The sequence below is a fragment of the Amycolatopsis sp. NPDC003731 genome, assembly GCF_053586895.1.
The window spans coordinates 46134-71507 of the sequence record NZ_JBSFNC010000007.1; the positions used below are offsets into that span (position 1 = coordinate 46134).

Consider the following 25374-nt stretch of genomic DNA (forward strand, 5'->3'; position numbering starts at 1 on the left):
CGGTCGCGGCGGCGCCGAGCCGCTGCCACCAGCCCTTGCGTCCACCGGCGTGCCCAGCCACCGCGCCCTCGCGTGTCATCGGGCCCACCGCGATTCCGGTCGCCGCGGCCACCGCCGGCCGCTTCCGCCGCGGGGCTGCGCCGGTCGCGCCGCCCGCGACCCCGGGCGCCCGTGGATCCCGCCGGCTTCGGCGGGCACGACGACGATCGTGGTGGCGTCCCAGGCCGGGGTGCCGTCGGCCTCGGGCGCGGGGGTCGGCACCCGGTAGGCCCGGGCGCCGACCCGCTCGATCGTGGTCACCGGTTCTTCCCGGGCAGGAACTCCTGGAGCTTCGTCTTGACGCCCTGGGCGACCAGGTGCAGCGCGTCGGGGTCGCCCTTGAGGACGGCCTGGGCGGCCGACTTCACCTGCTCGAAGGTGGCGTGCGGCGGGATCGGCGGGACGTCCGGGTCGCAGCGGACGTCCAGCACGGCCGGCTTGCCGGCGCTGAGCGCGGTGTCCCAGGCCGAGGCGAGCTGGTCCGGCTTGTCGACCGTGACGGCCGTGAGCCCGAGGGACAGGGCGAAGCCGGCGTAGTCGACGTCCGGCAGGGTCTGGGACTCCTCGAACTTCGGGGCGCCGCCCATCGCGCGCAGCTCCCAAGTGACCTGGTTGAGGTCGTTGTTGTGGAACACGCAGATCACGCAGCGCGGGTCGCTCCAGAGGTGCTGGTAGCGCGCGATGGTGATCAGCTCGGCGAGGCCGTTCATCTGCATGGCGCCGTCGCCGACGAGGGCGATCACCGGCCGGTCGGGGTGGGCGAACTTGGCCCCGATGGCGTACGGCACGCCGGGGCCCATCGTCGCCAGTGTCCCGGACAGCGAGCCGCGGATGTCGCCGCGGATGCGCAGGTTGCGGGCGTACCAGTTGGTGGACGAGCCGGAGTCCGCGGTGACGATGGCGTTCTCGGGGATCCGCTTCGACAGCTCGGAGACGATGGCCATCGGGTTGACCGGGTCGGCGTCGACGGCGGCTTCCTTCTCGACCGTGTCCCACCAGGAGGCGACGTTCTTCTCGATCGTCTCGCGCCACGAGCGGTCCGGCTTGCTCGCCAGCTTCGGCAGCAGCGCGCGCAGCGTGGCCGCGCTGTCGCCGACGAGGTTGACCTCGGTCGGGTAGCGCATCCCGATGAGCCGGCCGTCGAGGTCGATCTGCACCGCGCGCGCCTGCCCGAAGTCCGGCAGGAACTGGCTGTACGGGAAGTTCGAGCCGACGATCAGCAGCGTGTCGCAGTCCCGCATCATCTCGTAGCTCGGCCGGGTGCCGAGCAGCCCGATCGAGCCGGTCACCCACGGCAGGTCGTCGGGGAGGACGTCCTTGCCCAGCAACGCCTTCGCGACGCCGGCGCCGGTGACCTCGGCGACCTGGCGGACCTCCTCGGCCGCGCCGCGCGCGCCCTGCCCGACCAGGATGGCGACCTTCTCCCCGGCGTTCAGCACCTCGGCGGCGGCGTCGATGTCCGGCTCCGCGGGCACCGGCCGCGACCACGCCGTGCTCGGCGGGCTGGAGGGCACCTGCTTGAACGCGTGCTGCGGCGGAGAGTACGCCTCCTCCTGCAGGTCCGCGGGGATGATCAGGGCGGTCGGGCAGCGGGACGACTGGGCCGTCCGGATCGCCCGGTCGAGGGCGTTCGGCAGCTGCTCGGCCACGTTGACCTCGACGAGGTATTCGCTCGCGACGTCCTTGTAGAGCGCCTGCAGGTCGACCTCCTGCTGGTAGGACCCGCCCATCGCGCTGCGCGCGGTCTGCCCGACGATCGCGACCACCGGGACGTGGTCGAGCTTGGCGTCGTAGAGGCCGTTGAGCAGGTGGATCGCGCCCGGGCCCGAGGTGGCCATGCAGACGCCGACCTTCCCGCTGAACTTCGCGTAGCCGACGGCCGCGAAGGCCGCCATCTCCTCGTGCCGGGCCTGCACGAAGCGGGGCTGGTCGTCCGCCTTGCCGAACGAGGCGACGAGCCCGTTGATGCCGTCGCCCGGATAGGCGAAGACCTGGTCCACGCCCCACTCACGCAGGCGCTGGAGCAGGTAGTCACCGACTGTCTGGCTCATGAGTACTCCCTTTGGCGTGCGGTGCCGCTTCGGCGAGCGCCTCGGCCGGGCACCACCCGCCGCAGCTCGGCGACGGCCTCGCCGGCGCGGACGCCTTCTTTCGTGCTCGCCGTCGGCGCTCACGAATCGCTGTACCCGCTTTCGCCGTCTATCATACTTGCGTGACGCAAACGTGGGTGGAGCAGGACGGGACCGACGCGGCCTTGGCGGCGCTGCGGGCGATGGTGCTGATCGCCGACTTGACCGTCGAGCGGAACACCGAACAGCTGACGCTGACCCAGTTCCGCGTGCTGCGGGTGGTGGTCGACCGGACCCCGGTCACCCTGGGCCGGGTGGCGCGTGAACTGGCCATGAACCCGTCTTCGATCACCCGGGCGTGTGACCGGCTGGTCGCGCTGAACCTGCTGGAAAAGGCCCCCAACCCGTTGAACCGGCGCGAGACGCTGCTCGCCCCGGCCGGGCCGGGACGCCACCTGGTCGACCGCGTCGACCGCGACCGCCGCCGGGTGCTGGCGGACGTCCTGCACCGGCTCGACCCGCCGGCGCGCGCGGCCGCGATCGCCGCGTTCGAGAGGTTTGCCAGAGCGGTCGAAGCGGACGAATCGGATTCGCGTTCATTATTGCGTCGCGCAAATTAAATATGCCTGGACGGTGTTTGTCCGTGGTGTTCGCGGGTACCCGGGCGGCCACCAGGTCGTGATCGGAGGTTCTTGCGGTGGGAAAGCGTGACGGGATCACCGAGCCCTGGGGGACCAGAACGCCGTACGGGCCGGGGGAGCCGTGGCCGGTGCGGGTGGACAGCCACCTCGCCGACGGGGTGCGGCCGGCGGACGTCGACCGCTGGGTCCGCAGCGCCGCGGTGCTGCACTCCAACGGCGACGGCCTCGACATCGCGGTGAAGGACGGCCGGATCGCCGGCGTCCGCGGCCGCGCGGACGACCGCGTCAACCACGGCCGCCTCGACCCGAAGGACCTCTTCGGCTGGCAGGCGAACTCGTCGCCGGACCGGCTGACGACGCCACTGGTGCGCAGGAACGGCGAGCTCGTCGAGGCTTCTTGGGACGAAGCGATGGACCTGGTCGTCTCGCGCAGCAAGGAACTCCTGGACGACCAGGGCCCGGGCGCGCTCGGCTTCTACACCAGCGGCCAGCTGTTCGCCGAGGAGTACTACACGCTCGCCGCGATCGCCCGCGGCGGCCTCGGCACCAACCACCTCGACGGCAACACCCGGCTCTGCACGGCGACCGCGGCCGCGGCGCTGAAGGAGTCCTTCGGCTGCGACGGCCAGCCGGCGTCCTACGCGGACGTCGACCACGCCGACGTCATCGCCCTCTTCGGGCACAACATGGCCGAAACGCAGGCCGTCCTGTGGTCGCGCGTGCTCGACCGGCTCGCCGGGCCGAACCCGCCCGCGGTGCTGTGCGTCGACCCGCGCGACACCCCGGTCGCCCGGGCCGCGACGCTGCACCTGGCGCCGCTGCCCGGGACCAACGTCGCCCTGATGAACGGGCTGCTGCACGAGATCATCGAGCACGGCTGGGTCGATCGGGAGTACGTCGACCGTTGCACGGTCGGCTACGACGACCTCGCGGCGATGGTCGCGGACTACCCGCCCGAGCGCGCCGCCGAGATCAGCGGTGTCGACGCCCGGCAGATCCGCGAAGCCGCCCGGCTGCTCGGCTCGGCGGAGCGGCTGCTGTGCACGGTGCTGCAGGGGTTCTACCAGTCGCACCAGGCTTCCGCGGCCGCCGTGCAGGTCAACAACCTCGTGCTGCTGCGCGGCATGCTGGGCAAGCCCGGCGCCGGGGTGCTGCAGATGAACGGCCAGCCCACCGCCGAGAACACCCGCGAATGCGGCGCCGACGGTGACCTGACCGGGTTCCGCAATTGGGCCAACGACGCGCACGTGGCCGAGCTGGCGACGCTGTGGAACGTCGACACCGGCAAGATCCCGCACTACGGGCCGCCGACGCACCTCATGCAGATGCTGCGCTACGCCGAGACCGGCACCCTGCGGTTTCTGTGGGTTTCGGCCACCAACCCGGCGGTGTCGCTGCCGGAGCTGCACCGCATCCGGTCCATTCTGGACTCTTCGCGGCTGTTCCTGGTCGTGCAGGACGCGTTCCGCACCGAGACCACGGAGTTCGCCGACGTCGTGCTGCCCGCGGCGATCTGGGGCGAGAAGACCGGCACGTTCACCAACGCCGACCGCACGGTGCACCTGTCGGACAAGGCGGTCGACCCACCCGGGCAGGCGCGTCCCGACCTGGACATCTTCCTCGACTACGCGCGGCGGATGGACTTCCGGGGCAACGACGGCGAGCCGTTCCCGCAGTGGCACGACGCCGAAACGGCGTTCGAGGCGTGGAAGCGCGCGTCCGCGGGACGGCCGTGTGACTACAGCGGCTTGAGCTACGCGAAGCTGCGTTCGGTCAGCGGCATCCAGTGGCCGTGCACTTCGGACAGTCCTGAGGGGACTGAACGGCTCTATGCCGGCGGAAAGTTCTTCGCCCAGCCTGATTACTGCGAGAGCTACGGCCGCGACCTCGTCACCGGGGCGCCGATGGAGCCTGCCGAGTACCGGGCGATGAACCCGGACGGGAAGGCCATGTTCAAGGCCGCCGAGTACGTCCCGCCGCACGAAACGCCGGACGAGGACCACCCGTTCTTCCTGGTCAACGGCCGGACGATCGTCCACTTCCACACCCGCACGAAGACCGGCCGGGCCCCGGAGCTGCGCGCGGCGGCACCGGAGGTGTGGCTCGAGGTGTCCGCGCGGGACGCCGAAGCCGCCGGGCTGGCCGAAGGCGACCTCGCCGAGGTTTCGACACCCCGAGGGGCGGTCCGCGCCCGGGTCCGGGTCGGCGGCATCCGCGACGGCGTGCTGTTCCTGCCGTTCCACTACGGCTACTGGGACGTCGAGCACCCGGCGGGCAAGGACGGTGACCGCGCGGCCAACGAGCTGACCTTCACCGACTGGGACCCGGTGTCCAAGCAGCCGCTGTTCAAGACGGCCGCGGCCGCACTGCGCAAGATGTCCGCCGTCGCGGCCCCGCGGCCGGAGCCGGTGCCCGCGGCGGTGGACGAGGAGGTCGCCGGATGAAATTCGGACTGGTGCTGCGCGAACTGCACCGCGCGGAGACGCACCTGGCCAAGGACCTGCTGAAGACGTCGGACCGGCACCACGCGGAACACGAGGTCCACCACGTCGCCCGCGACCTGGCGGCCTGGTCGGCGGCGCACGTCCGCGACATCGCCCGCGCCGGCCGCGCGCACGACCTGGACCTGGGGGAGGACGTCCCCGGCCCGGGCCCGCTGCAGCCGCTGCGGACGGCACTGGCCGAGCTGGGCGGCCGCCGTCCGGAGCCGGGCTTGCTCCTGCTGGCCGACCTGCGCCGCCTCCACCGCCGCGCGGCGGGCGTGTCGCTGGATTGGGAGCTGCTCGCCCAGAGCGCCCAGGCGGCGAAGGACGCCGAGCTGCTGGAGCTGGCCACCCGGTGCCACCCGCAGACACTGCGGCAGCTGAAGTGGACGAACGCGATGCTGAAGGTGCTCTCGCCGCAGATCCTGACCAGCTAGATCAGCCGCTCGCCGGGCGGGGCTCGTCGAGGAAGACGGCGACGACCTGCACCTGCGCCGGCCCCGCGGCCCGGAGCTCCACGGGGATGCGGCCGTGGGCGCTGTGGGAGGCGCGGCGGCTGGTGCACGAGCAGGGTGAAGGCGGGGTGACCCGTCACCCCGCCTTGGCCCGGCGTTCCCGCAGGAACGCCAGCGGGTTGTCACCCAGGCTTTCGATGGCGCGCCGGCGGATGACCGTGCTGACCGCCGTCATCCCGACGCCCCAGACCGCGACCACGACGACCACCGCGGGCGCCGGCAGGATCCGGGTGAGCTGGGCGAGGTTCACCGTCACCACGAGGGCCGCGATCCGCCCCGCCCGCTGGTACCAGCGGCCGGGCTCGGCGGAGAACACGCGGGTGCCGGCGATGTAGACCGTCAGGCCCGAGGTGAGCAGCCAGGCCGCCGCGGCCGGCGGGGACTCGTGCAGCGACAGGTTCAGCCCCGCCGCGACGAGCAGCAGCGCGAAGGCCGGGGTCAGGTGGCCGCCCGCGTACAGCGAATAGGCGAGCATGGGATTGCCGCCGGAGAGGCCGAGCATCTTCTCGGACAGCTCTGCGGCCGAGGTGAAGTACAGCCACCACAACGCGCCGGCGAGCACCAGACCGCCGACCATGGCGGCCCAGTAGGCGAAGTCGTCGGCGGGGCGTTCGAGCGCGGCGGTGCCGACGGTGATCACCAGCTCGCCGAGCAGCAGGATCATGAACAGCCCGAAGCGTTCGGCGAGGTGGGCGGAGTCGACGGCCAGGTTCGGGTCGCGGGGCCCGTCGAACATCGCCTGCCGCCGCTGCCGGGCGGTCGTCCGCTCCCCGCGGTGCCGGCGCCGGCCGCCCAGGAGCAGGAAGCCGGCCTCCTGGATCAGCGCGAACGCCCACAGCCCCCAGCCGTTGGGCACCACCGCCGAGGCCGCGAACAGGACCGCGGACACCGCGTAGCCCGTGCTGATCCGGCGCTGGTCGAGCCCGGGCCGGACCGGCCACCGGTGGGCGGCCGCGAGGATCACGCGGACGCCGGCCATCGCCGCGACGAAGATCGCGGGATGCCCGTCGAAGACGTGGTGCACCTGGGTGGCGGCGATCGCGCACGGGATGGTCCCGGCGAGCACGAACAGCCGGTCGGCCGCGCGGCTGTCGTCCCCGCGGCGGTTGTAGAGCACGGCGAAGCCGATCCAGGTCCACCACAGCGTGGCGAACAGCCCCAGCGCGCCGGCGATGCGCGCCCAGTGCGGGTCGGCCACGATGCTGTGCGCCACCTGGCCCACCGCGAACACGAAGACCAGGTCGAAGTACAGCTCCACCCAGCCGACCCGCTTGCCGTGCGCGGTGGCGGCGCCGGCCCCCTCGTCCACATCGGTCACGGCCGGGATTCTGCCGCACCCCGCGGCCGCGGCTCCCGGCCGGGCGCGGCGGGAATTAATAACACACCATTCCGGCAGAGATCGAATTGATCGCGGCGACTGCTGTGGGTAATTCTGCCGTCAGCGGGAAAGTACACGTTGTTTACTGATCGGTAGGCCTCGGAGCTGCGCGAATGTGCTTGAACGGTGTGCAAGCAGCGACCGTCGGAACACGATCCGTGAGCCGCGGAAACAATTCGAGCGCCGCGTTCCGAAACGCCGCTTCGAGGGTTGACAAGGGCGTCGGCCGTGATGTCTTCTGCTGGTCGGCCTGATCAACGCCACCTCCTCCCTGGGGTTCTCCGTCCTGTCCGAGTTCGACATCAGCCGTGCCGCGGCTGGGAATCGAGCGGTTCCGCCATGCACGAAAGCAGAGCCACGCCCCGCCTTCCGGCGGACGCCGCGTGGTGGCCGGCGCACTGGAGCGTCCGCACCAAGATCAGCGTCGTGCTGCTGCTGCCGGTCCTGGTCGCGGTGGCGCTCGCGGAAATCCGGATCCAGGGCGAACTCGACCGGGCCACCGAGCTCACCGCGGCCCGCGACCGGCTGCCCGTGCTGCGCGACACGATCGACCTGACGGCGTCGCTGGGCGAGGAGATGGTCGCCGCGGTCGCGGTCCCGGCCGGCGCGCCGGACTCGCTGACCGCGAACGTCGACGCGAAGGTGGCGGCGGTCCAGCGCGACGCCGGCTACGCGCCGCTGCCCGGGGACACCGGCCGCGCGCTGAACACCGCGCTGGGCAAGCTCGCCGGGATCCGCGCGGCCGGCGCCGGTGGGGGCGACGTCCGCACGAAAGCCGCCGGCTACAACGACATCATCGCCACCCTCGGCGACCTGGTGCCCGCGATCGTCCCGGCCGACGCCGCCAGCGCGGAGACCACCCGGCTGCTGGTGCACCTGCGCGGCGAGCTGGCCACCGAAGAGACCTACCGGCGGGCCGCGCAGAACAGCCCGGACGACGCTTCGCTGCGCCCGGCCGTCATCCAGACCGCCGCCGAGCAGGAAGTCCTCGCCGAACAGGCGGAGCACCAGCTGACCGGCGACCGGCTGGCCAAGTTCACCGCGGCCACCGACGCCGCCGACGGCAGGCTCGACGCCCTGCAGGAGCCCGGCGACCGCCCGCTCGCGGCGCTGCTGCCCTCGATCACCGCCGAGGCCGCCACGGTGACCGGCGTGCTCAACGACGTCGCGGCGCAGCTGGCGACGAACGTGTCGGAGGCCGCCGACGACGCCCGCGCGGACTCGCTGCGCGACACGGCCTTGGTGCTCGGGGCGCTGCTCGGCGCGCTCGCGATCGCGCTGCTGGTGGTGCGGTCGCTGGTCACGCCGGTGCGGCGGCTGCGCGCGGCGGCCCTGCGCGCGGCGAACGACCAGCTCCCGGAGACCGTCCGGCAGATCCGCGAGGGTCAGGAAGTCGACTGGCGCGCGGTGCCCGATTCCGGCGTCCGGACCGACGAGGAGATCGGGCAGCTGGCCCGGGCGTTCGACGACATGCACCGCCAGGCGGTCCGCCTCGCCGTCGAGCAGGCCGAGCTGCGCCAGCAGGTCAGCGAGATGTTCATGACGCTGTCGCGGCGGAGCCAGTCGCTGGTGGAGCAGCAGCTGTCGATCATCGAAGACCTCGAGGCCGGGGAGCAGAACCCCCGGCGGCTCGACGAGCTGTTCCGGATCGACCACATCGCGACCCGCCTGCGCCGCAACGGCGAGAACCTGCACGTCCTGGCGGGCGGGCGGCCGGTCCGCCACGGCCGCGAACCGGTGCCGACCCGCGACCTCCTGCGCGCGGCGACGTCGGAGGTCAAGGACTACCGCAGGGTGGCACTGGGCAACGCGCCGCGCAGCTCGGTCCAGCCCGAGGCGGCGGCGGACGTGGTGCACATCCTGGCGGAGCTGCTGGAGAACGCGACGCGCTTCTCGCCGCCGGAGCACAAGGTGGCGCTGACGGCCGACCGCGGCGCCGACGGCGGCCTGCTCATCGAGGTGGTCGACCAGGGCCTGGGCATGACCCCGGAGGAGCTGGCCACGGTGAACGACCGCCTGGCGGCGGCCGGCACGGTCGGCCCGGAGACGACCCGCCGCATGGGGCTGTTCGTGGTGGGCCGGCTGGCGGCCCTGCACGGGGTGACGGTGCGGCTGAGGTCGACCGGAACGGCGGCCCGCCACGCCGGGGTGACGGCGAGCGTCCACGTCCCGGGCGCGCTGGTGATCGCGGACCTGGCCCGCCCGATCGGCGCGGGCCGCCTGGTCCCGGCGGGCCGCAACGGCCACCCGCGCCCGCCGGTGGTCCCGGCCCAGGCTTCGACGCCGATCTTCGAGCAGGTGGTGACGAGCTGGTTCACCGAGCCACCGGCCAAGCCGGTGGCCCGCCGGAACGGGAAGCCCGGGCCGGTGGAGTGGCCGGCCGTGGGGTCGGCGGCGGAGCTGCCTGCGGCTTCGGCGGTGGAGGGGGAGCTTGGGTCTCCGGTCGCGCGCCGGGCATCGGCGGCGGAGCTGCCTGTGGCTTCGGCGGTGGAGGGGGATCTTGGGTCTCCGGTGGCGCGCCGGGCATCGGCGGCTGAGTTGGCTGCGGCTTCGGCGGTGGAGGGGGATCTTGGGTCTCCGGTCGCGCGTCGTGCCTCGGCGGCGGAGCTGCCTGCGGCTTCGGCGGTGGAGGGGGATCTTGGGTCTCCGGTCGCGCGCCGGGCATCGGCGGCGGAGCTGCCTGTGGCTTCTGCGGCGGACCGGGATCTCGAGTCTCCGGTCGCGCGCCGGGCATCGGCGGCCGGGCTGCCCGCGACTTCCGCGGTGGAGGGGGAGCTCGAGTCGGCCGCCGCGTACCGAGCATCGGTGGCCGAGCCGGCGGAGGTCTCCGCGGTTCCGGTGGAGCGGGTCGCCGAGGCCGAGCGGGCGAGCGAGAGTTCCGGAGCTCACCGGGTAGTGCCGGCGGAACCCGCCTCGGATACGCCGCCCGCCACCGACTCCGGCACCCGTCCCGAGCTCACCCCCGTGGGTGATTGGGACACGCCCGCCGACCGCACCCGGCAAGCCGCCGAGACCGCCCTCCAGCCCCCGGCCGCGCAGAACCTCACCGGGGCCGGGTTGCCCACCCGGCGGCCCGGCGCGCAGCTCGCCCCCGGTGCCGTCGTTCCCCGCGTCCGCGACCAGACCGGCGGCTCCTTCCGCGACGCCGCCGCCGTGCGCAGCAGTCTGTCGCGGCACTACCAGGGCATGCGCGCCGCCCGGATGGAGACCGCCGCGCGTGCCGAACGATCCGGAAAGGACGAAGTGGATCCGCGATGACGGAACTGCACCCCCGGCGCTCCGCCACCGAGCCGGCGGCCCGGTCCCTCAGCGGGACGCTCCCCGCGCCGCCCGCCCGGTCCGCGACGCTGAACTGGCTGGTCAACGGGTTCGTCCAGGACGTCACCGGGGTCGCGCACGCCGTGCTCGTCTCCGCCGACGGGCTGCTCGTGGCCGCCGACGAAAACCTGCCACGGGAACGCGGCGACCAGCTCTCGGCCATCGCGGCCGGCCTGTCCAGCCTCTCCCTCGGCACCGCCGAACTGTTCACCGCCGGGCGGGTGGTGCAGTCGGTCATCGAAATGGAGCAGGGGTTCCTGTTGCTGATGAGCGTGGGCGACGGCTCGAACCTCGTCGTGCTCGCCTCGACCGGCTGCGACATCGGGCTGGTCGGCTACGAGATGACGATGCTGGTCGAGCGGGTGGGGCAGAAGGTCGACGTGCCCGCGCGCGAGATACCGGTGGCCCAGGACCACCGGTGATCGACGACCCGCACGGGGACGAGCCTCGCCGCAGCCCGGCGCTGGCCCGCCCCTACGCGTGGACCGAAGGCCGGACCGCGCCGACGGTCGAAATCGCCGTCGAAGCGCTGGTCGAGACCACCGCCGACGGCCGGGCCGAAGCCGGTTACCAGACGTCGAGCGCGCTGGCGGAAGTCCTCGAGCTGTGCGTGCGGCCGCGGTCGCTGATGGAGATCGCCGCACTGCTGGCGCTGCCGCTCGGCGTGGTCCGCGTGCTCGTGTCGGACCTGATGCAGGACTACCTGGTGATCGTCCGCGACACGTTGTCGGACAACGCCACCTGGGACGAGCGCCACGACCTGATGGAACGCGTGCTGCACGGGCTGCGCGACCTGTAGAGAGGACTTCGCCATGGAGCACTTCGCGCTCGGGCACTGGCTGCTCGTGCTCGCCTACCTGACGTCGGTGGTCGGCTGCGCGCTCGGCCTCGCGTGCGCGGTCCAGGCCCGCCATGCCGCCGATCCCCGGCACCGCCTGCGGTGGCTGGTGCTGGCGGCGATCTCGATCGGCGGCGTCGGCATCTGGCTGATGCACTTCGTCGCCATGCTCGGCTTCAGCACCCCGGGCATGCCGGTCCGCTACGACATCTTCCGCACGGTCCTGTCGGCGATCCTGTCGGTGACGGCGGTGTTCGCGGGCCTGCTGGTGGTGGGCGGCCGCGCGAAGTTCGGCTGGTGGCGGCTGGCCCTCGGTGGCGTCATCACCGGCTTGGCGGTGAATGTCATGCACTACACCGGGATGTCGGCGCTGCGGGTGAAGGGCGACTTCGGCTACGACGGCGGCCTGGTGGCGCTGTCGGTGGTGATCGCGGTGGTGGCGGCGACCGCGGCACTGTGGTTCGCGGTCTTCCTCGACCGCCTCCTGCTGCGGCTGCTGGCGGGGTTCGTGATGGGCGCGGCCGTGACCGGCATGCACTACACGGGCATGGCGGCGGTCCGGATGACGATGGACATGAACGCGCCGGACCCGGCGGGCGCGGAGGTGTTCTCCTTCCTGTTCCCGGTGTTCGTGCTGGGCGCGATCGCGATGGCGGTGCCGCTGTGCGCGGTCCTGATGGCGCCGGCCCGCGGGGAAGTTCCCCGCGAGCCGGCGATCTCACCTCCCTACAGGCTGCACAGCAGCGAACACGCCTTGGCCGCCGACCAGTCCGTTGTGGACGGTGGCGTTCCCGGCGGGACGTTCACCGGCAGGTAGGTCACCTTCGCCTTGTTGGTGATCGGGAACAGGTTCAGCAGGGCGTACGTGGCGCAGTACACCTGCTTCGACTGGCCCGCCGCCAAGGTGAACGGACCCGTCTGGCACGACGGCTCCACGGTGTCCACCACCTGCGCGGACGTGATTCCCACCGGACCCTCGTTCGTCACCGTGATCCGCCAGTACGCCGACGCCGCCAGCACGCCGAGCAAGCCCACCGGGGCCTGCTTCGCCCACGGTCCGGCACCGCCCGGGCCGCACTGGGCCGGGTGGACCGCGGTGCAGATCTCCTTGTTCACGGTCACCTTCGGGGTGCACGACGCGCCCGGGGCGACCGGCAGCGTCACCGTGTTGGACGTGAACGAGCCCGTCGAGTCCGTGCCCGTCGCCGTGTTCGCCACCGACGTCACCAGGCAGTCCGCCGAGATCGTCGTCCGGAAGCACAGCTGGGGTGCGTCACCCGCGAAGTCGACCACCAGCGACCCGCTGAAGCCCGCCGCGCTGTGCAGGACCAGCGTTGTCGTCACGGTGATCGACGGGTGGGCCGCCACCGAAACGCCGGTCAGGTCGACCGAGCCGTCCGGCGCGAAGCCCGGGGTCGGCACCACCGCGTTGTCCTGGTCGACGACCGTGACCCGCGACGCCGCGAGGTCGACGTTCGCCAGGTCGACGCCCGTCAGCCGCGCCGACGTGTAGCCCTGGACGTGACTTCCGCCGTCACAGTAGAAGTCGCCCGGACGCAGGGTCACCTGCCCGCCGGAGCGGACACACGGTGTCGCCCCGGTGGCCGGGTCCATCGAGAACAGCACGCCCGCGTCACCGAGGCCGATCAGGCAGCCCGACGGCGGATCGTAGGCGTACCCGTAGTCCCGGGTGGCACCGCCGTTCACCGCCGGGTGCGTGACCCGGGCGGGGAGCCCGGCGCACGGCGCGCCCGTCGTCCAGTCGTGACAGACCGCCGCACCGGCGATACCGGCGTTCCACACCGGGAGGTAGCTGCGCACGTGGCCACCCGGATCGGTGACGACTTCCGGGTTGAAGACGTACGCCCCGGCCGGCAGCGCGGCCGGACCCGGCGGTGCGGGAAGGGCCGACCCGTCGAGCGCGAAGCACTTCGTGCCGCCGGTCGTCGACGAGCACACGCCCACCGGGGTGCCGGCCGTGTCGAACGCCGTGTAGGCGCTGAAGGTGAAGTTGCCCGCCGGTGCCGTCGGCCGCCAGGACGCCCAGCCGGCGCACGCCGTGGCCGTGGCGGGGTCGAAGCAGCCCAGCGAAGGCTGCTGCCCGGTGTTGGGGTCCGAGGACGACGCGAAGACCTTCCCCGCCACCACGTCCAGCGCGCCGTAGACGTACGGGTTGCTGGGAATGGCCGGTGCGATCGGCGCGTACGGCTGGCCGCCGCAGGCGCTCTGGGTCGCGATGGTCCAGCAGACCACCGTGCCGCTGGTGACCAGGCCGTACAGGTTGCCGCCGGTCTCCACGAACCCGGTGAGGCCGTTGACCGCGGGCGAACCGCCGGTGGCGGCCAACGGCCAGTACCCGCAGTTGGCCGCGGCGGCCATGTCGAGGCAGGCGACCCCGACGGACGCCGCCGTGACGGCGGGGTAGTAGACCTTCGCGGGCGCCGCGGGATCGCGGACGTACTGCTCGACCATGGTAGTGGTGATGTCGCCGGCCCCCAGGGTCCCGAGCGGGCCGGGTGCGGTGTTGAGCACCTTCGGCCACGGGCCGCCCGGGCACCGCGCACCGGTGGCGAGCTCGGTGCAGACGACCTTCGGTGACGTGGCCCCCAGGTGGTGGTAGATGTTCCAGGCCTGCAGCACCCCGCCCGGGGTGCGGTACAGGATCGGCGAGAAGCCGTCGCCTCCGGTCGCGGTGGTCGCCGCCTGCACGGGCGGGGTGAGGGCGCCGGTCAGCTGGGTCGCGTCGGGGCCGGCGGCGGGATTCGTCCCGCGGACCGCGGTGACGCCGGACGCCGGTTCGGTGCCGGTGAACGTGCTGCCGTCGGTGGACCACTCCGGCGTCCAGCCGGGCGGGACGTGCAGGGAGCCGGACTGGTAGGCCTGCCCGGCGCCGACGGCGTCGGTGATCGTGGCGGCGCCGGTCGTGGTCGCGTGGTCCTCGTAGCCGACGACCCAGTTCGCGGTCGCGCCGTGCGCGGCCGGGGAACCGGTGCCCTGCACGGACTTCGTCAGGGCCGAGACCGGCGGGGCGGGGTCGGCGGCCGCGGGCAGCGGAACGGCGGTGACCGCCGTGAGCACCAGGGGCAGGACCGCCCCCAGCATGCGTCTTCGCATGGTTGGTCCTCGATTCTGGAAATGGACAGAATTTGTCCAGGAATCGTTTCCTGGCCGAAGGAAAATCCTATGCCGCATCGGCGTTGTGGTTGAAGTGCTCTCACCCGGGCGCCGAAAAGGCGATGCGAACAGCGCAATTCGGGGGTCGGTCGCCGTCGCGGGCACCTGCTGTGACGAGGAGGTTCCGATTGCGGCGTCACCCGTACGCTGATGACGTTCACTCGATCGGGTAACGAGGGCAGGCTAAGAAATCGCGTTTCCGAATGGCGTGAAGATTTATTCACCGGATGCGTCGTCGCTCCGCTGTGAGCGAATTCGCTGGCCAGGCGGTGATCTTGGTGCTTGGCTGCCGGGATGGAGATCTTGGTGCTGGGCGGGACGGCGTGGGTGGCCCGGGAGCTGTCCCGGCAGGCGATCGGCCGCGGCCACCGGGTGACCTGCCTCGCGCGCGGCGAAAGCGGAGCCGTCGCCGAGGGCGCGACCCTGGTCGCGGCCGACCGGCGCGACCCGTCGGCGTACGAGCCCCTGCGCGACCGGGTGTGGGACGCGGTCGTCGAGGTGTCGTGGCAGCCGGGGTTCGTCCGCGGAGCGCTCGGCGCACTGGGCGGCAAGGCCGGGCACTGGGTGTACGTCTCGTCCGGCAACGCCTACGCCTCCCACGCCACCCCGGGGGCGGACGAGTCCGCGCCCCTGCTCGCCCCGACCGACCGGAGCGAAGCCGACCGCGCGTCCTACGGCGAAGCGAAGGTCGCCTGCGAGCAGGCCTCGACGGCGGCGGTGGGCGACCGCCTGCTCATCGCGCGGGCCGGGCTCATCGGCGGGCCGGGAGATCACACCGGCCGCTCCGGCTACTGGGCCGCCCGCGCGGCCCGCGATCCGCGGGGGCGGATGCTGGTCCCGGACACGCCGTCGGTGCCCACGCAGGTGATCGACGTGCGGGACCTGACGGCCTGGCTGCTCGACTGCGCGGAGGCGGGCACCACCGGCACGTACAACGCGGTCGGCCCGGTCGTGCCGTTCGGGGAGTGGATCGAGCTGTCCCGCGCCGCCGGCGGGCACACCGGCCCGGTGGTGACCGCCGGAGCGGACTGGCTGCTCGCCCAGGGCGTGGCCGAGTACATGGGGCCGGAGTCGCTGGCGATGTGGCTGGTCGAGCCGGGCTGGGAAGGCTGGTCGGCCCGGGACGGGTCGGCGGCGCAGGCCGCGGGGCTGCGGCACCGGCCCCGGGCGGAGTTGCTGGCGGACACGGTGCGCTGGGAACGCGAACAAGGCCTGGACCGCGAGCGGCGGGCGGGCCTCAGTGCGCGGCGGGAGCGCGAGTTGCTCGACGCCCTCGGCTCCTAGCCGGATTCGGCGTCGAAGCGGAGTTTCGACGTGATGCGGTAGCGGTCGCCGCGGTAGGCCGAGCGGGTCAGTTCCACGATGCGGCCCTCGCCGTCCCTGGTGAGCCGCTCGATGTGGAGGATCGGCGCGTACACCGCGATTTCCAGCAGGTCCGCCTGGTCCGGGTTGGTCACCGCGGGCTCGATCGTCTGCACCGCGTCCGCCACCGCGATCCCGAAGCGTTCGCGCAGCAGCCGGTAGAAGTTGCCCGTCTCCAGGTCGGCCGGGCGCAGGCCGGGGACCAGCGCCGCGGGCAGCGCCAGGTGCTCGATCGCGATCGGCTCGTCGTCGACGTGCCGGACCCGGGTCACGCGCAGCACCGGCGCGCCCGGCTCCAGCTCCAGCTCCCCGGCCAGGGACCGCGGGGCCGGGGACACCGCGAACGCCACCACCCGGCTGGTCCAGTGGCCTTCCGCGGGCGGCACCGCGAGGCCGGTCGCCAGTTCCTGGGTGACCTTCTGCGGGCTGGTGAACGTCCCGCGACCGCGCTGGCGCACCAGCAGCCCGGTGCGGGTCAGCTCGTCGATGGCCGCCCGGACGGTCGGGCGCGAGACGCCCAGCTCCGCGGCCAGGTCCCGCTCGGAGGCGAGCCCGGTGCCCGGCCCGGCGTTCTCGATCACCTTCAGCAGGTGCCGCCGGACGCGGTCGCGCTTCACGGTTGTCGGCCGGTCTAAAGGCTCGTCGGCAACGGTCAACGCACTGTCTTCCCGGGTACTCCGAGCGCGCCGGCGAACCGGACGCGCTCCTTCGGCAGGGCACCCAGCGCCCGCAGCCGGCCGAGGTGGCCGGCCAGGCGCTGGTGGAAGTCAGCATAACCGCGGCCCGGCGGCGACCACGCCCGTTCGGCCAGCGCGCACAGCCGGGGGAACGCCAGGTGCCGCACGTGGTCGGGGGTCGGCGCGTGCTCGGTCCACAGCTGGGCCTGGGTGCCCAGCACCCCCGGCGCGGTGCCGGTCGCCACCGGGAGCCCGCCTTCCAGGGGGTCGAAGCGGTAGACGTCCTCCAGCGTCGTCACCGGCCCGCGCGGTGGCTCGCCGGGTTCCTCGCTCTGCGGGTAGTCGAAGTACGTCGAGGTGTGCGGTGCCATCACGACCTGGTGGCCGCGGGCGATGGCGAGTGCGCCGTGCGCCGCCTCGCGCCAGGCCGTCACGACCAGGTCCGCGGGCAGCCGTCCCGCGGCGTGGCCGGTTTCGTCCCAGCACACGGCCCGGCGGCCCAGGCTCGCGACGACGTCGTGCAGCCGGCCGAGGAACCACGGGTGGAGCTCGGCCGGGCGCACCCCGAGCCGGGCCGCCGTGGCCCGCGCGACCGGGTCGGTCTCCCACTGCGTGGTCGGGCACTCGTCGCCGCCGATGTGCAGGTACGGCGACGGGAACACGTCGGCGACCTGCTCGAGCACGTCCCGGCAGAAGGCGAAGGCTTCGTCGTGGACGCCGAGGATGTCCGGGCTGATGCCCCATTCCGTCCACACCGGCAGCGGCACCGAAGGCCGGTTGCCCAGAGAAGGGTAGGCGGCCAGCGCCGCGCGCACGTGGCCCGGCAGATCGATCTCCGGAACGATCCGGACCCCGCGTTCGGCGGCGAAGGCGACCAGTTCGCGCAGCTCCCGCTGGGTGTAGAAACCGCCGTGCGGCACGCCGTCGAAGACTCCGCTGCCGGCGGGCCCGACCATCGACTCCGCGCGCCACGCCCCGACTTCGGTGAGCCGGGGCCGTCCGGTGATCTCGATCCGCCAGCCCTGGTCGTCGGTGAGGTGCAGGTGCAGGACGTTGTACTTGTGCAGCGCGAGCAGGTCGACGAACTCGTGCAGGAACTCCGGCGGCATGAAGTGGCGGGCGACGTCGAGCAGCACGCCGCGCCAGGGCAGCCGGGGCGCGTCGCGGATGGTCAGGCACGGCAGCCGCGGGAACAGCTGGCGGATCGTCTGCACCCCGGCGAGGAGGCCGGCTTCGGTGGACGCGGTGAGCAGCGCGCGCCCGGGGTCGATCTCCAGGGTGTACTCCTCCGGCCCGAGCCCCGGTTTCCGGGCGAGCCGGATCACCGGTCCGTTGTGGACCAACGGCAGCCCGGTGTAGGCGGCCAGCAGCCGGGCCGGGCCGTGGGTGCCGGGGCCCGCCAGGATGCCGGTGGGCACGCAGGATCCGGCGTGGCGGGTCAGCCACGCGGGGCGGGGGATGAGCATCAGCCCTTCACCGCGCCCGCGGTCATGCCCTCGACCAGGTGGCGCTGCACCAGCGCGAAGAAGACGACGACGGGCAGCGCGAACAGCGTCGACGCGGCGATGAGGCCGCCGTAGTCGGTGCCCGTGCTGGTGCTGAACGACACCAGCCAGACCGGCAGCGTGTAGCCGGAGCTGTCCTTCATGATCACGTAGGCGAACAGGAAGTCGTTCCACGCGGTGATGAAGGCGAACACGCTGGTCGCGATCAGCCCGGGCAGGACCAGCGGCAGCAGGACCGAGCGCATGACCCGGCCGCGTGTCGCGCCGTCGACCATCGCGGCTTCCTCCAGTTCGACCGGGATCCCGTGCAGGAAGCCGCGCAACGTCCAGATCGTGAACGGCAGCACGAGCGCGACGTAGGTCAGGACCAGCCCGGGCAGCGTGTCGAGCAGGTGCGCGCTCTTGAGGCCGAGGAACAGCGGGATGACCAGAGCGGGCACCGGCACCATCTGCAGCACCAGCACGCCGATGAGGAAGCTGCGGCGCCCGAAGAACCGGAAGCGGGTCAACGCCGTCGCCGCGAGGAAGGCGACCACGATGGACAGCACGACCACCGCGACGACGACCACGGCACTGTTGAGCAGGTCCTGGACGAACCCGGGCTTGGCGAGCGCGCCGGCGAAGTTGTCCAGAGTGACGTCGACGGGCAGGAACTCGGGCGTGGGCTGGAGGATCTTGCCCGCGGGCTTGAAGGCCGTGAGCACCATCCAGTAGACCGGGAAGATCCACACGAGGCAGAACACGGCCGCGGTCAGGTTCCGGCCGATCCGGCGGATCACAGGTCCTCCCCGGAGCGGACGAGCCGCCGCACGTACACGGCGGTCAGGCCGACGAGCAGCGCGACCGAGACCACGGCGATCGCCGCGCCCTGGCCGAAGTCGTTGCGGCTGAAGGCCCGGGTGAACGTCCAGATGCCCAGCGTCGTCGTGCCGCCGGCCGGGCCGCCCTGGGTGAGGATCCAGATCTGGTTGAACACGGTGAAGTCCCAGATGACCGAGAGGATGGTGACCAGTCCGAGGATCGGCTGCAGGAAGGGGACGGTGATCGTGCGGTGCACCCGCCACGGCCCGGCGCCGTCCAGCGCCGCGGCTTCGTAGTAGGACCGCGGGATCTGCGCCAGGCCGGCGTGCAGGGTGAGCGCGGCGAACGGGACCGACTGCCACACCACCAGCAGCCAGACGAGGGCGAACGCCGACGCCGGGCTCGTCGTCCAGTCGTGCTGGGTGAGGTCCCCGAAGCCGAGCCGGGTCAGCAGCCAGTTCACCACGCCGTAGCCGGGCTGGAAGAGCCACTGCCAGACCAGGGTGGAGGCCACGTTCGGCAGCGCCCACGCCGCGATCAGGCAGAGTGTGACCGCCGTGCGCATCCGCCGGCCCAGGCGTTGCAGCAGCAGGGCGACGCCGGACGCGATCACCAGCGTCCCGAGCACCAGCGCGGTGCAGAACCCGACGGTGCGGGCGAGGACCGGCAGCAGCTGCGGGTCGGCGAGGACGGCGGCGTAGTTGTCCCCGCCGGCGAAGCCGGTCTTGCCGGTGAACAGCGACCGCAGGCCGTAGTCCTGCAGCGAAATGACGACCAGCCGGACGAGCGGGTAGCCGAGCACCAGCCCGAGCAGGGCGGCGGCGGGCAGGAGCAGGCCGTAGGGGAGCAGGGAAGGGCGTCGCGTTCTTTCCCGGACGCGGGCCTTTTCGAGCAGCACGGGGACTCCTTCGCGGAACAGGGGCGGGGCGGCCCGGCGGGGACGGCGGTCGGCCGGGCCACCCCGCCGGTCAGCGGGCGCCCAGCGCCTCGGTCAGGTGGGCGTCGAACTCCCGGGCCGCGTCGGCGATCGGCCGTCGCCCGGTGGCGATGTCGGCGAAGAACGTGTTGACGGACTTGTCGCTCTCGATGGTCGCCCAGCCGGGGGCGGCCGGGGTGGCGACGCTGGTCTTCGCCGCGGTGGCGAAGGCCGCGTTCACCGGCGGCAGCGTGGGCGTGATCCGGTCGATCAGCTCGGTCGAGATCGGCGTCCAGCCGTCGATGCCGGCGATGGCGTCACGCTGCACGGCCGGGTCCGTCGCCGCCTTGAGGTAGGCCAGCGCCAGGTCCTGGTGGCGGCTCTTGGCCGCGACGGCGAGGTCCGAGCCGCCGAGGAACACCGGCTGCGTCTTCCCGGGCGTGGCGCTCGGGAACGGGAAGGTGCCCAGCCGGTCCTTCAGCTCCGGCTTGTTCTTGAGCACGGTGTTGACGCTCGTGTCGAGGATGGCCGCGGCGCCGCCGGAGGAGAAGATGGCGGCCTGGTCCGGGGCCTTCGTGTCGACGTTGCGGGACGCGGGGGAGGAGTAGGCGTTCTGGAAATCCTTCCAGGCCTGCAGTCCCTTCAGCGCCTCGGGGCTTTCGAGGGCACCGGTCCACTTCCCGTCCCGCTGCGTGGCGATCTGCCCGCCGGCGTCCCAGACGAACTGCAGCGCGCCGAACCAGTACCGGCCGGGGAAGTGGAAGGCCGAGAAGTCCGGCGCCGGGTGTTTCGCCTTGATCTTGTCCAGGGCCGCGGTGAGCTCCGGCAGGGTCTTCGGCGGGGCGGTGACGCCGGCGTCGGCCCACAGCTGCTTGTCGTAGATCACCGCGCGGTTGCCGGCGAACAACGGCGCGCCGTACAGCTGTCCATCCACAGTGGCCGGTCCGGCCAGGCCGGGCAGCCAGGTCTGGCCCGCGGCGAGCTCGTCGCGGTGCGGCGTCAGGTCGGTCAGCGCCCCGTTGGCGGCGAACAGCGGGACGTTCGTGTTGCCGATCTCGATGACGTCCGGCGTGGTGTCCTGGGCCAGCGCGGTGCTGATCTTCGTGTTGATGTTGTCCCATTCCTGGATCTGCACGGTGACGTGCGCGCCGGTGGCCTTCTCGAACGCGGCGTTGATCGCCGCGGTGGCCTTGTCGCTGAGGTCGCCGTTCATGAGCCAGACGGTGAGGGTGCCACCACCGGCGGCCGGAGCGGGGGTGTCGGTACCGCAGGCGGTGGCGGTCACGGCGGCGACGGCCAGTGCGGCGGCGAGGATGCGTCTGCGCATGGGAGCTCCTGAGCGGTCAGCAGTGGCCGAGGTCGCGCCACTGGGCGGTGAGGCCGGGCTCCGAACCCTGGGTCCACCAGTTCGCCTGCCAGAGGTGGGCGTTGTGCTTCACGCGCTGGCCCTCCAGGTACACCGTGCCCCAGTCCCATTCCGCCGCCGCGGAACAGTTCGCGGGCTGGGAGGGTGTGGTGGGCGTCGTCGGCGTGGTGGGCGGGGTGGTGGTCGTCTGCGGCGGGGTGGTCGGCGTCGTGCAGCCGGCGACGGTGTCCACATGGGACGTTCCGGCCGAGCGGTACTGCCCGGCCCGCGCGACGGCGTCGGCCGGGGAGACGACCTGGTTGCCCGCGTAGTAGGTCCAGTCGACCTGTTCGGTGTAGACGCTGTTCCCGCTCGTGTGGCCGGCGGTGTCGATGAACCACATGTTGTAGTTGATCGACATCGGCGTGCGCGGGTACACCGGATTGCCCTGGGCGTCGGTGGTGTGGTCCGCGGTGAGGACGCCGTCGAGGTAGTACTTCACGTGCCCGCCGGAGACCTGCGTGACGATGTCGTGCCAGCCGGCGAAGCTGCGGTTCTGCGCGGTGGACGTGCGCAGGCCGTCCCAGGTCGGGTTGTTCCAGTAGGTGTACCAGCTGGTCTGGTAGTTCGCCTGCGGGCCGCCCCAGCCGCCGTTGGGCAGGTACTCGGAGAAGTCGAGCTCGCTGTAGAGCGGATCGCGGTCGTACCGCAGCGGGGAGATCGTGAAGTAGGTTTCGTTGACGTGGTCGCCATCGGGGCCGCTGTCCGGCGCATCGGTGAAGCGGACACGGCTGGCGTACGTGCCTTCGAGGAACCGCAGCTGGTTCTGGTAGAGCTCGGAGTGCGTGGTGCCGGCCGCGCTGCCGTCGGTGCTCGCGGCGAGCTGGGCGACGCGCTCGCCGTTCACCGTCGGGAAGCTGACGTTGCTGGTGAGCCACCGCGCGCCGGGCACCCCGGGGCTGCCGACGTCGTTGCGCGTGGTCCAGCCGGCTTGGGTGAAGGCGCCATCGGTGGGTGAGGCGTAGTGGAAGTCGTCGAAAAGCACACCGCCGCAGGCGGCTGCGGCAGGGCTTGCGGTGGCAGGGCTTGCGGTGGCCGGGCTGGTGGTGGCCGGGCTGGCGTCGGCCCCGCCGGAGAGGATCAGGGCGGTCGCGGCCGCGGTCGCGAGGCTCGTCAAGGCTGCGGTGGTGGTCCGGGTGGTGCGGGACATGGGTCTCCTCCTGGGGATGCCGTCCGCGGGGAGCGCCGATTGGTCTAGACGAATCAGGTGGCCAGTACCTTCCTCCCTGACCATTGGTAAAGTCAAGAAGGCGACAGAACTTACCTTTGGTAATTTCCGGCGGCGGCTCGCTGGTGGTGGGCGGCTCGCGGGAGGAGCGTTGATCGCCCGCGTCGAGCGCGGGCCGGCGATGCGCGGGTCGGGTCGCCGGCGGTTGTTCGCGACCCGCGACCCCCGGCCGAGACCGGCGCCCCGCGACCCGCGGCGGGCGATCCGCGGCTGGCGGGCGAACTGCCCGCGGCCCGCGATCGGCGGCCGTTGGCGGCGACGACCCGCGACCCGCGCCCGGCGGCCGTTGACCCGCGGCTGGCGCCCCACGATCCGCGGCCGGCGACCGCAGCCGGCGGCCCGCGCCCCGCGCCTGGCGCCCCGCACCCCCTCGGGCGACCGGCCTGCGGGCGAGCGGCCGATGGCCGTGCGGCGGCGGTACCCCCAGCCTTGACCGCCCGCGAAAACCAGACCGCGTCAGCCGACCCAGCGGCGGTAGGCGGCCAGGTCCACATTCCCGCCGCACACGATGGTCGCCACGTGGCGGCCGGCGAAGCGGTCGCGGTTCTCCAAAACCGCCGCGATGCCCAGCGCCGCCGACGGTTCGACCACCAGGCCGGCGTGCTCCAGCAGCAGCCGCATCCCCGCGATGATCGAGGCCTCCGAGACCAGGACCGCGTCGTCCGCGACGAGAAGGAGGTCGGCCAGGACCTCCGGGATCGGGCGCCGGCCGGCGACGCCGTCGGCGATCGTGTTGGTCGGGCCCGTCGTGATCACGCGCCCGGCGTGCCACGAGCGCGTCATCGCCGGGGCGCCCTCCGGCTGGATGCCGATCACCTCGGTGCCGGGAGCACAGGTCCGCAGCACGTGCCCCACCCCGGTCGCGAGAGCCCCGCCGCCGAGGGCGATCAAGACCGCGTCGAACGACGGCCCGGCGGCCACCAGCTCCAGGCCGATCGTCGCCGCCCCTTCGCACGTTTCGAGGTCCAGGCTGTCTTCGAGCAGCCGGATGCCGTCGCGGCGGGCGATGGCCGACGCGCGCTCGCGGGCCAGTTCGTGGTCGCCGTCCACCAGTTCCAGGCGGGCGCCCAGCGCGCGGATGCGCTCGAGCTTGGCCGCCGTCGCGTGCCGCGAAGCCACGACGGTGACGTCCAGTCCCCGGTTGCGCCCGGACCGCGCGAGCGCCTGACCGAGGTTGCCCGCGCTGGCGCACACCACCGCCCCGCCGAGCGCGCTCGCCACCACTTCGGTGCCGCGGCCCTTGAAGCTCCGCACCGGGTTCGCCGTCTCGAGCTTGATGCTCACCGCACACCCGAGCGCCGGCTCCAGGGCCTCGCAGCGGTACAGCGGCGTGTCGAGGAAGACGGGGTCGATCACCTGGCGAGCCGCTTGGATCCGGCCGAGGTCGAGGCGCGTTTCCGGCACGGCCGAAGCCTAGTGCGCGGGCTGGAACAGCTCCACGAGGTTTCCGGCCGGGTCCGCCAGGAGGATCTGCCGCCCGCCCGGGCCGGACACCACGTCGGTGCGGAAGGCGACCCCGGCGTCGGCCAGCCGCGCGATCTCGGCGTCGAGGTCGGCGACGATCAGGTGGATGCGGTTGCGCCCGGCGGCGGCGGAATCCGCAGGGGTGGCGCGGGCGCCCGAGCTCGCCGGGCCGGAGAGCAGCAGCCGCAGCGGTCCGCGGACGACGTCGGCGAACGCCGGAGCCGCGCTCATCCGCACCGTGAAACCCAGGTGGGTGGTGTAGAAGTCGATGGCCGCCGGGACGTCGTCGACGACGTACCGGACGCTGGCGTGCTCGGTCATGGCCGGGCCTCCTTCTCTTGTGACGCAACGAGTTCCGGCAGCAAGTAGCGGATCCGCCGGTCGAGCTCCGCGGCCGTCCCGGAAAAGGAGCCCGGCTCGGGGATGCTCCAGTGCCGGCGCCGCGGGCGGTGCGGGAACTCCGGGCAGACTTCGCGGACCTTGTCGCACAGCGTGACGACGTGGTCGAACCGCCGCCCGGCGACCGTGTCCAGGTGCCGCGGCCGCTGCCCGGTGACGTCGATGCCGAACTCCTCGCCCAGCACCCGGACCGCGGCGGGGTGCAGGGCGGCCTTCGGGTGGCTGCCCGCGCTGGTCACCGTGACCACCCCGGCGGTTCGCCGGCGCAGCAGGGCTTCGGCGATCGGGGAACGGGCGCTGTTTCCGGTGCACAGGAACAGCACCGCGACCCGCCCGGGCGGCGGGACTTCCGGCCGCAGGGCGGGGTGCAGGGCCGCGCCGGTTTCGGCCAACGCGCCCGCGCAGCGGTCGAGATCGAGGTGGTAGTAGCTGTCCCGGCCGTCGAAGCTGCTGCGCGAGGCGGTGACCAGGCCGCCGCCGCGCAGCAGCCGCAGGTGGTAGGAGACCAGGTTCTGCGGCTCACCGACGCGCGCCACCAGTTCCCGGACCCGCAGGTCGCCGCCGGCGAGCGCGGTCAGCAGCGACCACCGCACCGGGTGGGCGCCCAGGCGGATGAACTCGGGTGGCTGGACGGCCATGCCCGGACAGTACATCAAATGGGTTTGATGGAAAAGCCGTCATCCGCGAGCAGACCCGGAGGCGGCTCCGACCTGCCGGCCCCGTGCACCACCGCCCGCCGCGACGGGCCGTTTCCCGCGGCCTGCCGAAGCTGGGCTACAGGGGGTGGAGAGCTGCGAATTGTCCTTTTCGGACTCACGGGCCGCTACGACTCCGGCGGCACCGGTTCGGCTGAGGTGGAGTGAGCGTGGTGGGCCGTGCCGTCTTGGGGGGAGGGGATGGCACGGCCCACCACGCTCGGCCGGGCGCGCGAGGTGGCGCCGCGTGCCCGGCTGGTCCGGAATGCCCTACCGCGTCCGGGTTCCGGTCGCGTGGGCGGTCCACGGGGGATTGCCGCAGTCCGGCCGCCAGGTGCCGACGTGCACCCACTGGCGGCCCCAGGTCTGGGACACGAGGACCGTCGGGCGCCGGCACCGGGGGCAGGTCTGCGGCGCCGAGTCGATGGACACCTCGTCCTCCTCCGAGTGGTTGCTGGTCGCGGAGA

General features: G+C 72.8%; 22 protein-coding genes. 8 read left to right on the top strand and 14 right to left on the bottom strand.

The window, feature by feature from the left end:
• Window positions 1-75: 75 nt before the first annotated feature.
• On the bottom strand, window positions 76-300 hold the full coding sequence (locus tag ACWDN5_RS04855; protein WP_310975303.1) for a hypothetical protein: 225 nt from the start codon (window positions 298-300) through the stop codon (window positions 76-78).
• Window positions 297-2090: a thiamine pyrophosphate-requiring protein gene (locus tag ACWDN5_RS04860; RefSeq protein ID WP_310975305.1), complete on the bottom strand. Its 1794-nt coding sequence runs from the start codon at window positions 2088-2090 to the stop codon at window positions 297-299. The genes ACWDN5_RS04855 and ACWDN5_RS04860 overlap by 4 nt, the downstream gene beginning before the upstream one ends.
• 161 nt (window positions 2091-2251) lie before the next feature.
• Between ACWDN5_RS04860 and ACWDN5_RS04865 the strand changes: the two genes are divergently transcribed.
• The 3 genes from ACWDN5_RS04865 (at window position 2252) to ACWDN5_RS04875 (ending at window position 5669) form a co-directional block, all read left to right on the top strand.
• On the top strand, window positions 2252-2728 hold the full coding sequence (locus tag ACWDN5_RS04865; RefSeq protein ID WP_449674532.1) for a MarR family winged helix-turn-helix transcriptional regulator: 477 nt from the start codon (window positions 2252-2254) through the stop codon (window positions 2726-2728).
• Between the two features lie 77 nt (window positions 2729-2805).
• Window positions 2806-5193, top strand: coding sequence for a molybdopterin oxidoreductase family protein (locus ACWDN5_RS04870; RefSeq protein ID WP_449674534.1), 2388 nt, complete (start codon window positions 2806-2808; stop codon window positions 5191-5193).
• Complete coding sequence (locus ACWDN5_RS04875; protein WP_449674536.1) at window positions 5190-5669, top strand: hypothetical protein; 480 nt, start codon at window positions 5190-5192, stop codon at window positions 5667-5669. The genes ACWDN5_RS04870 and ACWDN5_RS04875 overlap by 4 nt, the downstream gene beginning before the upstream one ends.
• A gap of 154 nt (window positions 5670-5823) precedes the next feature.
• Here the strand turns inward: ACWDN5_RS04875 and ACWDN5_RS04880 are convergent, their stop codons facing one another.
• Window positions 5824-7065 carry a low temperature requirement protein A gene (locus ACWDN5_RS04880; RefSeq protein ID WP_310975321.1) on the bottom strand — a complete coding sequence of 414 codons (1242 nt, stop codon included), beginning with the start codon at window positions 7063-7065 and terminating at the stop codon, window positions 5824-5826.
• Window positions 7066-7464: 399 nt separating this feature from the next.
• Between ACWDN5_RS04880 and ACWDN5_RS04885 the strand changes: the two genes are divergently transcribed.
• The 4 genes from ACWDN5_RS04885 to ACWDN5_RS04900 are packed head-to-tail and all read left to right on the top strand — an operon-like array spanning window position 7465 to window position 12098.
• Entirely contained in the window at window positions 7465-10383 is a 2919-nt protein-coding gene (locus ACWDN5_RS04885; protein WP_449674538.1) for an ATP-binding protein, read from the top strand.
• A complete protein-coding gene (locus ACWDN5_RS04890; RefSeq protein ID WP_449674540.1) occupies window positions 10380-10865 on the top strand; it encodes a roadblock/LC7 domain-containing protein in 486 nt (161 codons plus the stop codon). Before ACWDN5_RS04885 ends, ACWDN5_RS04890 begins: the two co-directional genes overlap by 4 nt.
• Window positions 10862-11242, top strand: coding sequence for a DUF742 domain-containing protein (locus ACWDN5_RS04895; RefSeq protein ID WP_310975326.1), 381 nt, complete (start codon window positions 10862-10864; stop codon window positions 11240-11242). Before ACWDN5_RS04890 ends, ACWDN5_RS04895 begins: the two co-directional genes overlap by 4 nt.
• Before the next feature lie 13 nt (window positions 11243-11255).
• Window positions 11256-12098, top strand: a complete 843-nt coding sequence (locus ACWDN5_RS04900; RefSeq protein ID WP_449674542.1) for an MHYT domain-containing protein — start codon at window positions 11256-11258, stop codon at window positions 12096-12098.
• Here the strand turns inward: ACWDN5_RS04900 and ACWDN5_RS04905 are convergent.
• Window positions 12008-14395 carry a DUF7617 domain-containing protein gene (locus ACWDN5_RS04905; protein WP_449674544.1) on the bottom strand — a complete coding sequence of 796 codons (2388 nt, stop codon included), beginning with the start codon at window positions 14393-14395 and terminating at the stop codon, window positions 12008-12010. The genes ACWDN5_RS04900 and ACWDN5_RS04905 overlap by 91 nt on opposite strands.
• 354 nt (window positions 14396-14749) lie before the next feature.
• Between ACWDN5_RS04905 and ACWDN5_RS04910 the strand changes: the two genes are divergently transcribed.
• Window positions 14750-15739 carry an epimerase gene (locus ACWDN5_RS04910; RefSeq protein ID WP_449674546.1) on the top strand — a complete coding sequence of 330 codons (990 nt, stop codon included), beginning with the start codon at window positions 14750-14752 and terminating at the stop codon, window positions 15737-15739.
• Here ACWDN5_RS04910 and ACWDN5_RS04915 read toward each other — a convergent pair.
• The 10 genes from ACWDN5_RS04915 to ACWDN5_RS04960 all read right to left on the bottom strand — a co-directional run bounded on the left by ACWDN5_RS04915 (window position 15736) and on the right by ACWDN5_RS04960 (window position 25339).
• Window positions 15736-16434 (bottom strand): GntR family transcriptional regulator, encoded by a 699-nt coding sequence (locus ACWDN5_RS04915; protein WP_449674548.1) that lies wholly within the window; start codon window positions 16432-16434, stop codon window positions 15736-15738. The genes ACWDN5_RS04910 and ACWDN5_RS04915 overlap by 4 nt on opposite strands.
• A 35-nt stretch (window positions 16435-16469) precedes the next feature.
• Entirely contained in the window at window positions 16470-17960 is a 1491-nt protein-coding gene (locus tag ACWDN5_RS04920; RefSeq protein ID WP_449674549.1) for a beta-N-acetylhexosaminidase, read from the bottom strand.
• The gene (locus tag ACWDN5_RS04925) at window positions 17960-18778 is read right to left on the bottom strand and encodes a carbohydrate ABC transporter permease (RefSeq protein ID WP_310975335.1); all 819 of its coding nucleotides are present in this window, start codon (window positions 18776-18778) and stop codon (window positions 17960-17962) included. Before ACWDN5_RS04925 ends, ACWDN5_RS04920 begins: the two co-directional genes overlap by 1 nt.
• Window positions 18775-19698, bottom strand: coding sequence for a carbohydrate ABC transporter permease (locus ACWDN5_RS04930; RefSeq protein ID WP_449674551.1), 924 nt, complete (start codon window positions 19696-19698; stop codon window positions 18775-18777). Before ACWDN5_RS04930 ends, ACWDN5_RS04925 begins: the two co-directional genes overlap by 4 nt.
• Window positions 19699-19768: 70 nt before the next feature.
• Window positions 19769-21043: an extracellular solute-binding protein gene (locus ACWDN5_RS04935; RefSeq protein ID WP_449674553.1), complete on the bottom strand. Its 1275-nt coding sequence runs from the start codon at window positions 21041-21043 to the stop codon at window positions 19769-19771.
• A 16-nt stretch (window positions 21044-21059) separates the two neighbouring features.
• A complete protein-coding gene (locus tag ACWDN5_RS04940; protein ID WP_449674555.1) occupies window positions 21060-22271 on the bottom strand; it encodes a carbohydrate-binding protein in 1212 nt (403 codons plus the stop codon).
• Between the two features lie 534 nt (window positions 22272-22805).
• Window positions 22806-23753 carry a threonine ammonia-lyase gene (locus ACWDN5_RS04945; RefSeq protein ID WP_449674557.1) on the bottom strand — a complete coding sequence of 316 codons (948 nt, stop codon included), beginning with the start codon at window positions 23751-23753 and terminating at the stop codon, window positions 22806-22808.
• Window positions 23754-23762: 9 nt separating this feature from the next.
• A complete protein-coding gene (locus ACWDN5_RS04950) occupies window positions 23763-24134 on the bottom strand; it encodes a VOC family protein (protein WP_310975343.1) in 372 nt (123 codons plus the stop codon).
• The gene (locus ACWDN5_RS04955) at window positions 24131-24850 is read right to left on the bottom strand and encodes an arsenate reductase/protein-tyrosine-phosphatase family protein (protein WP_449674560.1); all 720 of its coding nucleotides are present in this window, start codon (window positions 24848-24850) and stop codon (window positions 24131-24133) included. Before ACWDN5_RS04955 ends, ACWDN5_RS04950 begins: the two co-directional genes overlap by 4 nt.
• Before the next feature lie 327 nt (window positions 24851-25177).
• Window positions 25178-25339: a hypothetical protein gene (locus tag ACWDN5_RS04960; protein WP_310975347.1), complete on the bottom strand. Its 162-nt coding sequence runs from the start codon at window positions 25337-25339 to the stop codon at window positions 25178-25180.
• Window positions 25340-25374: the final 35 nt, after the last annotated feature.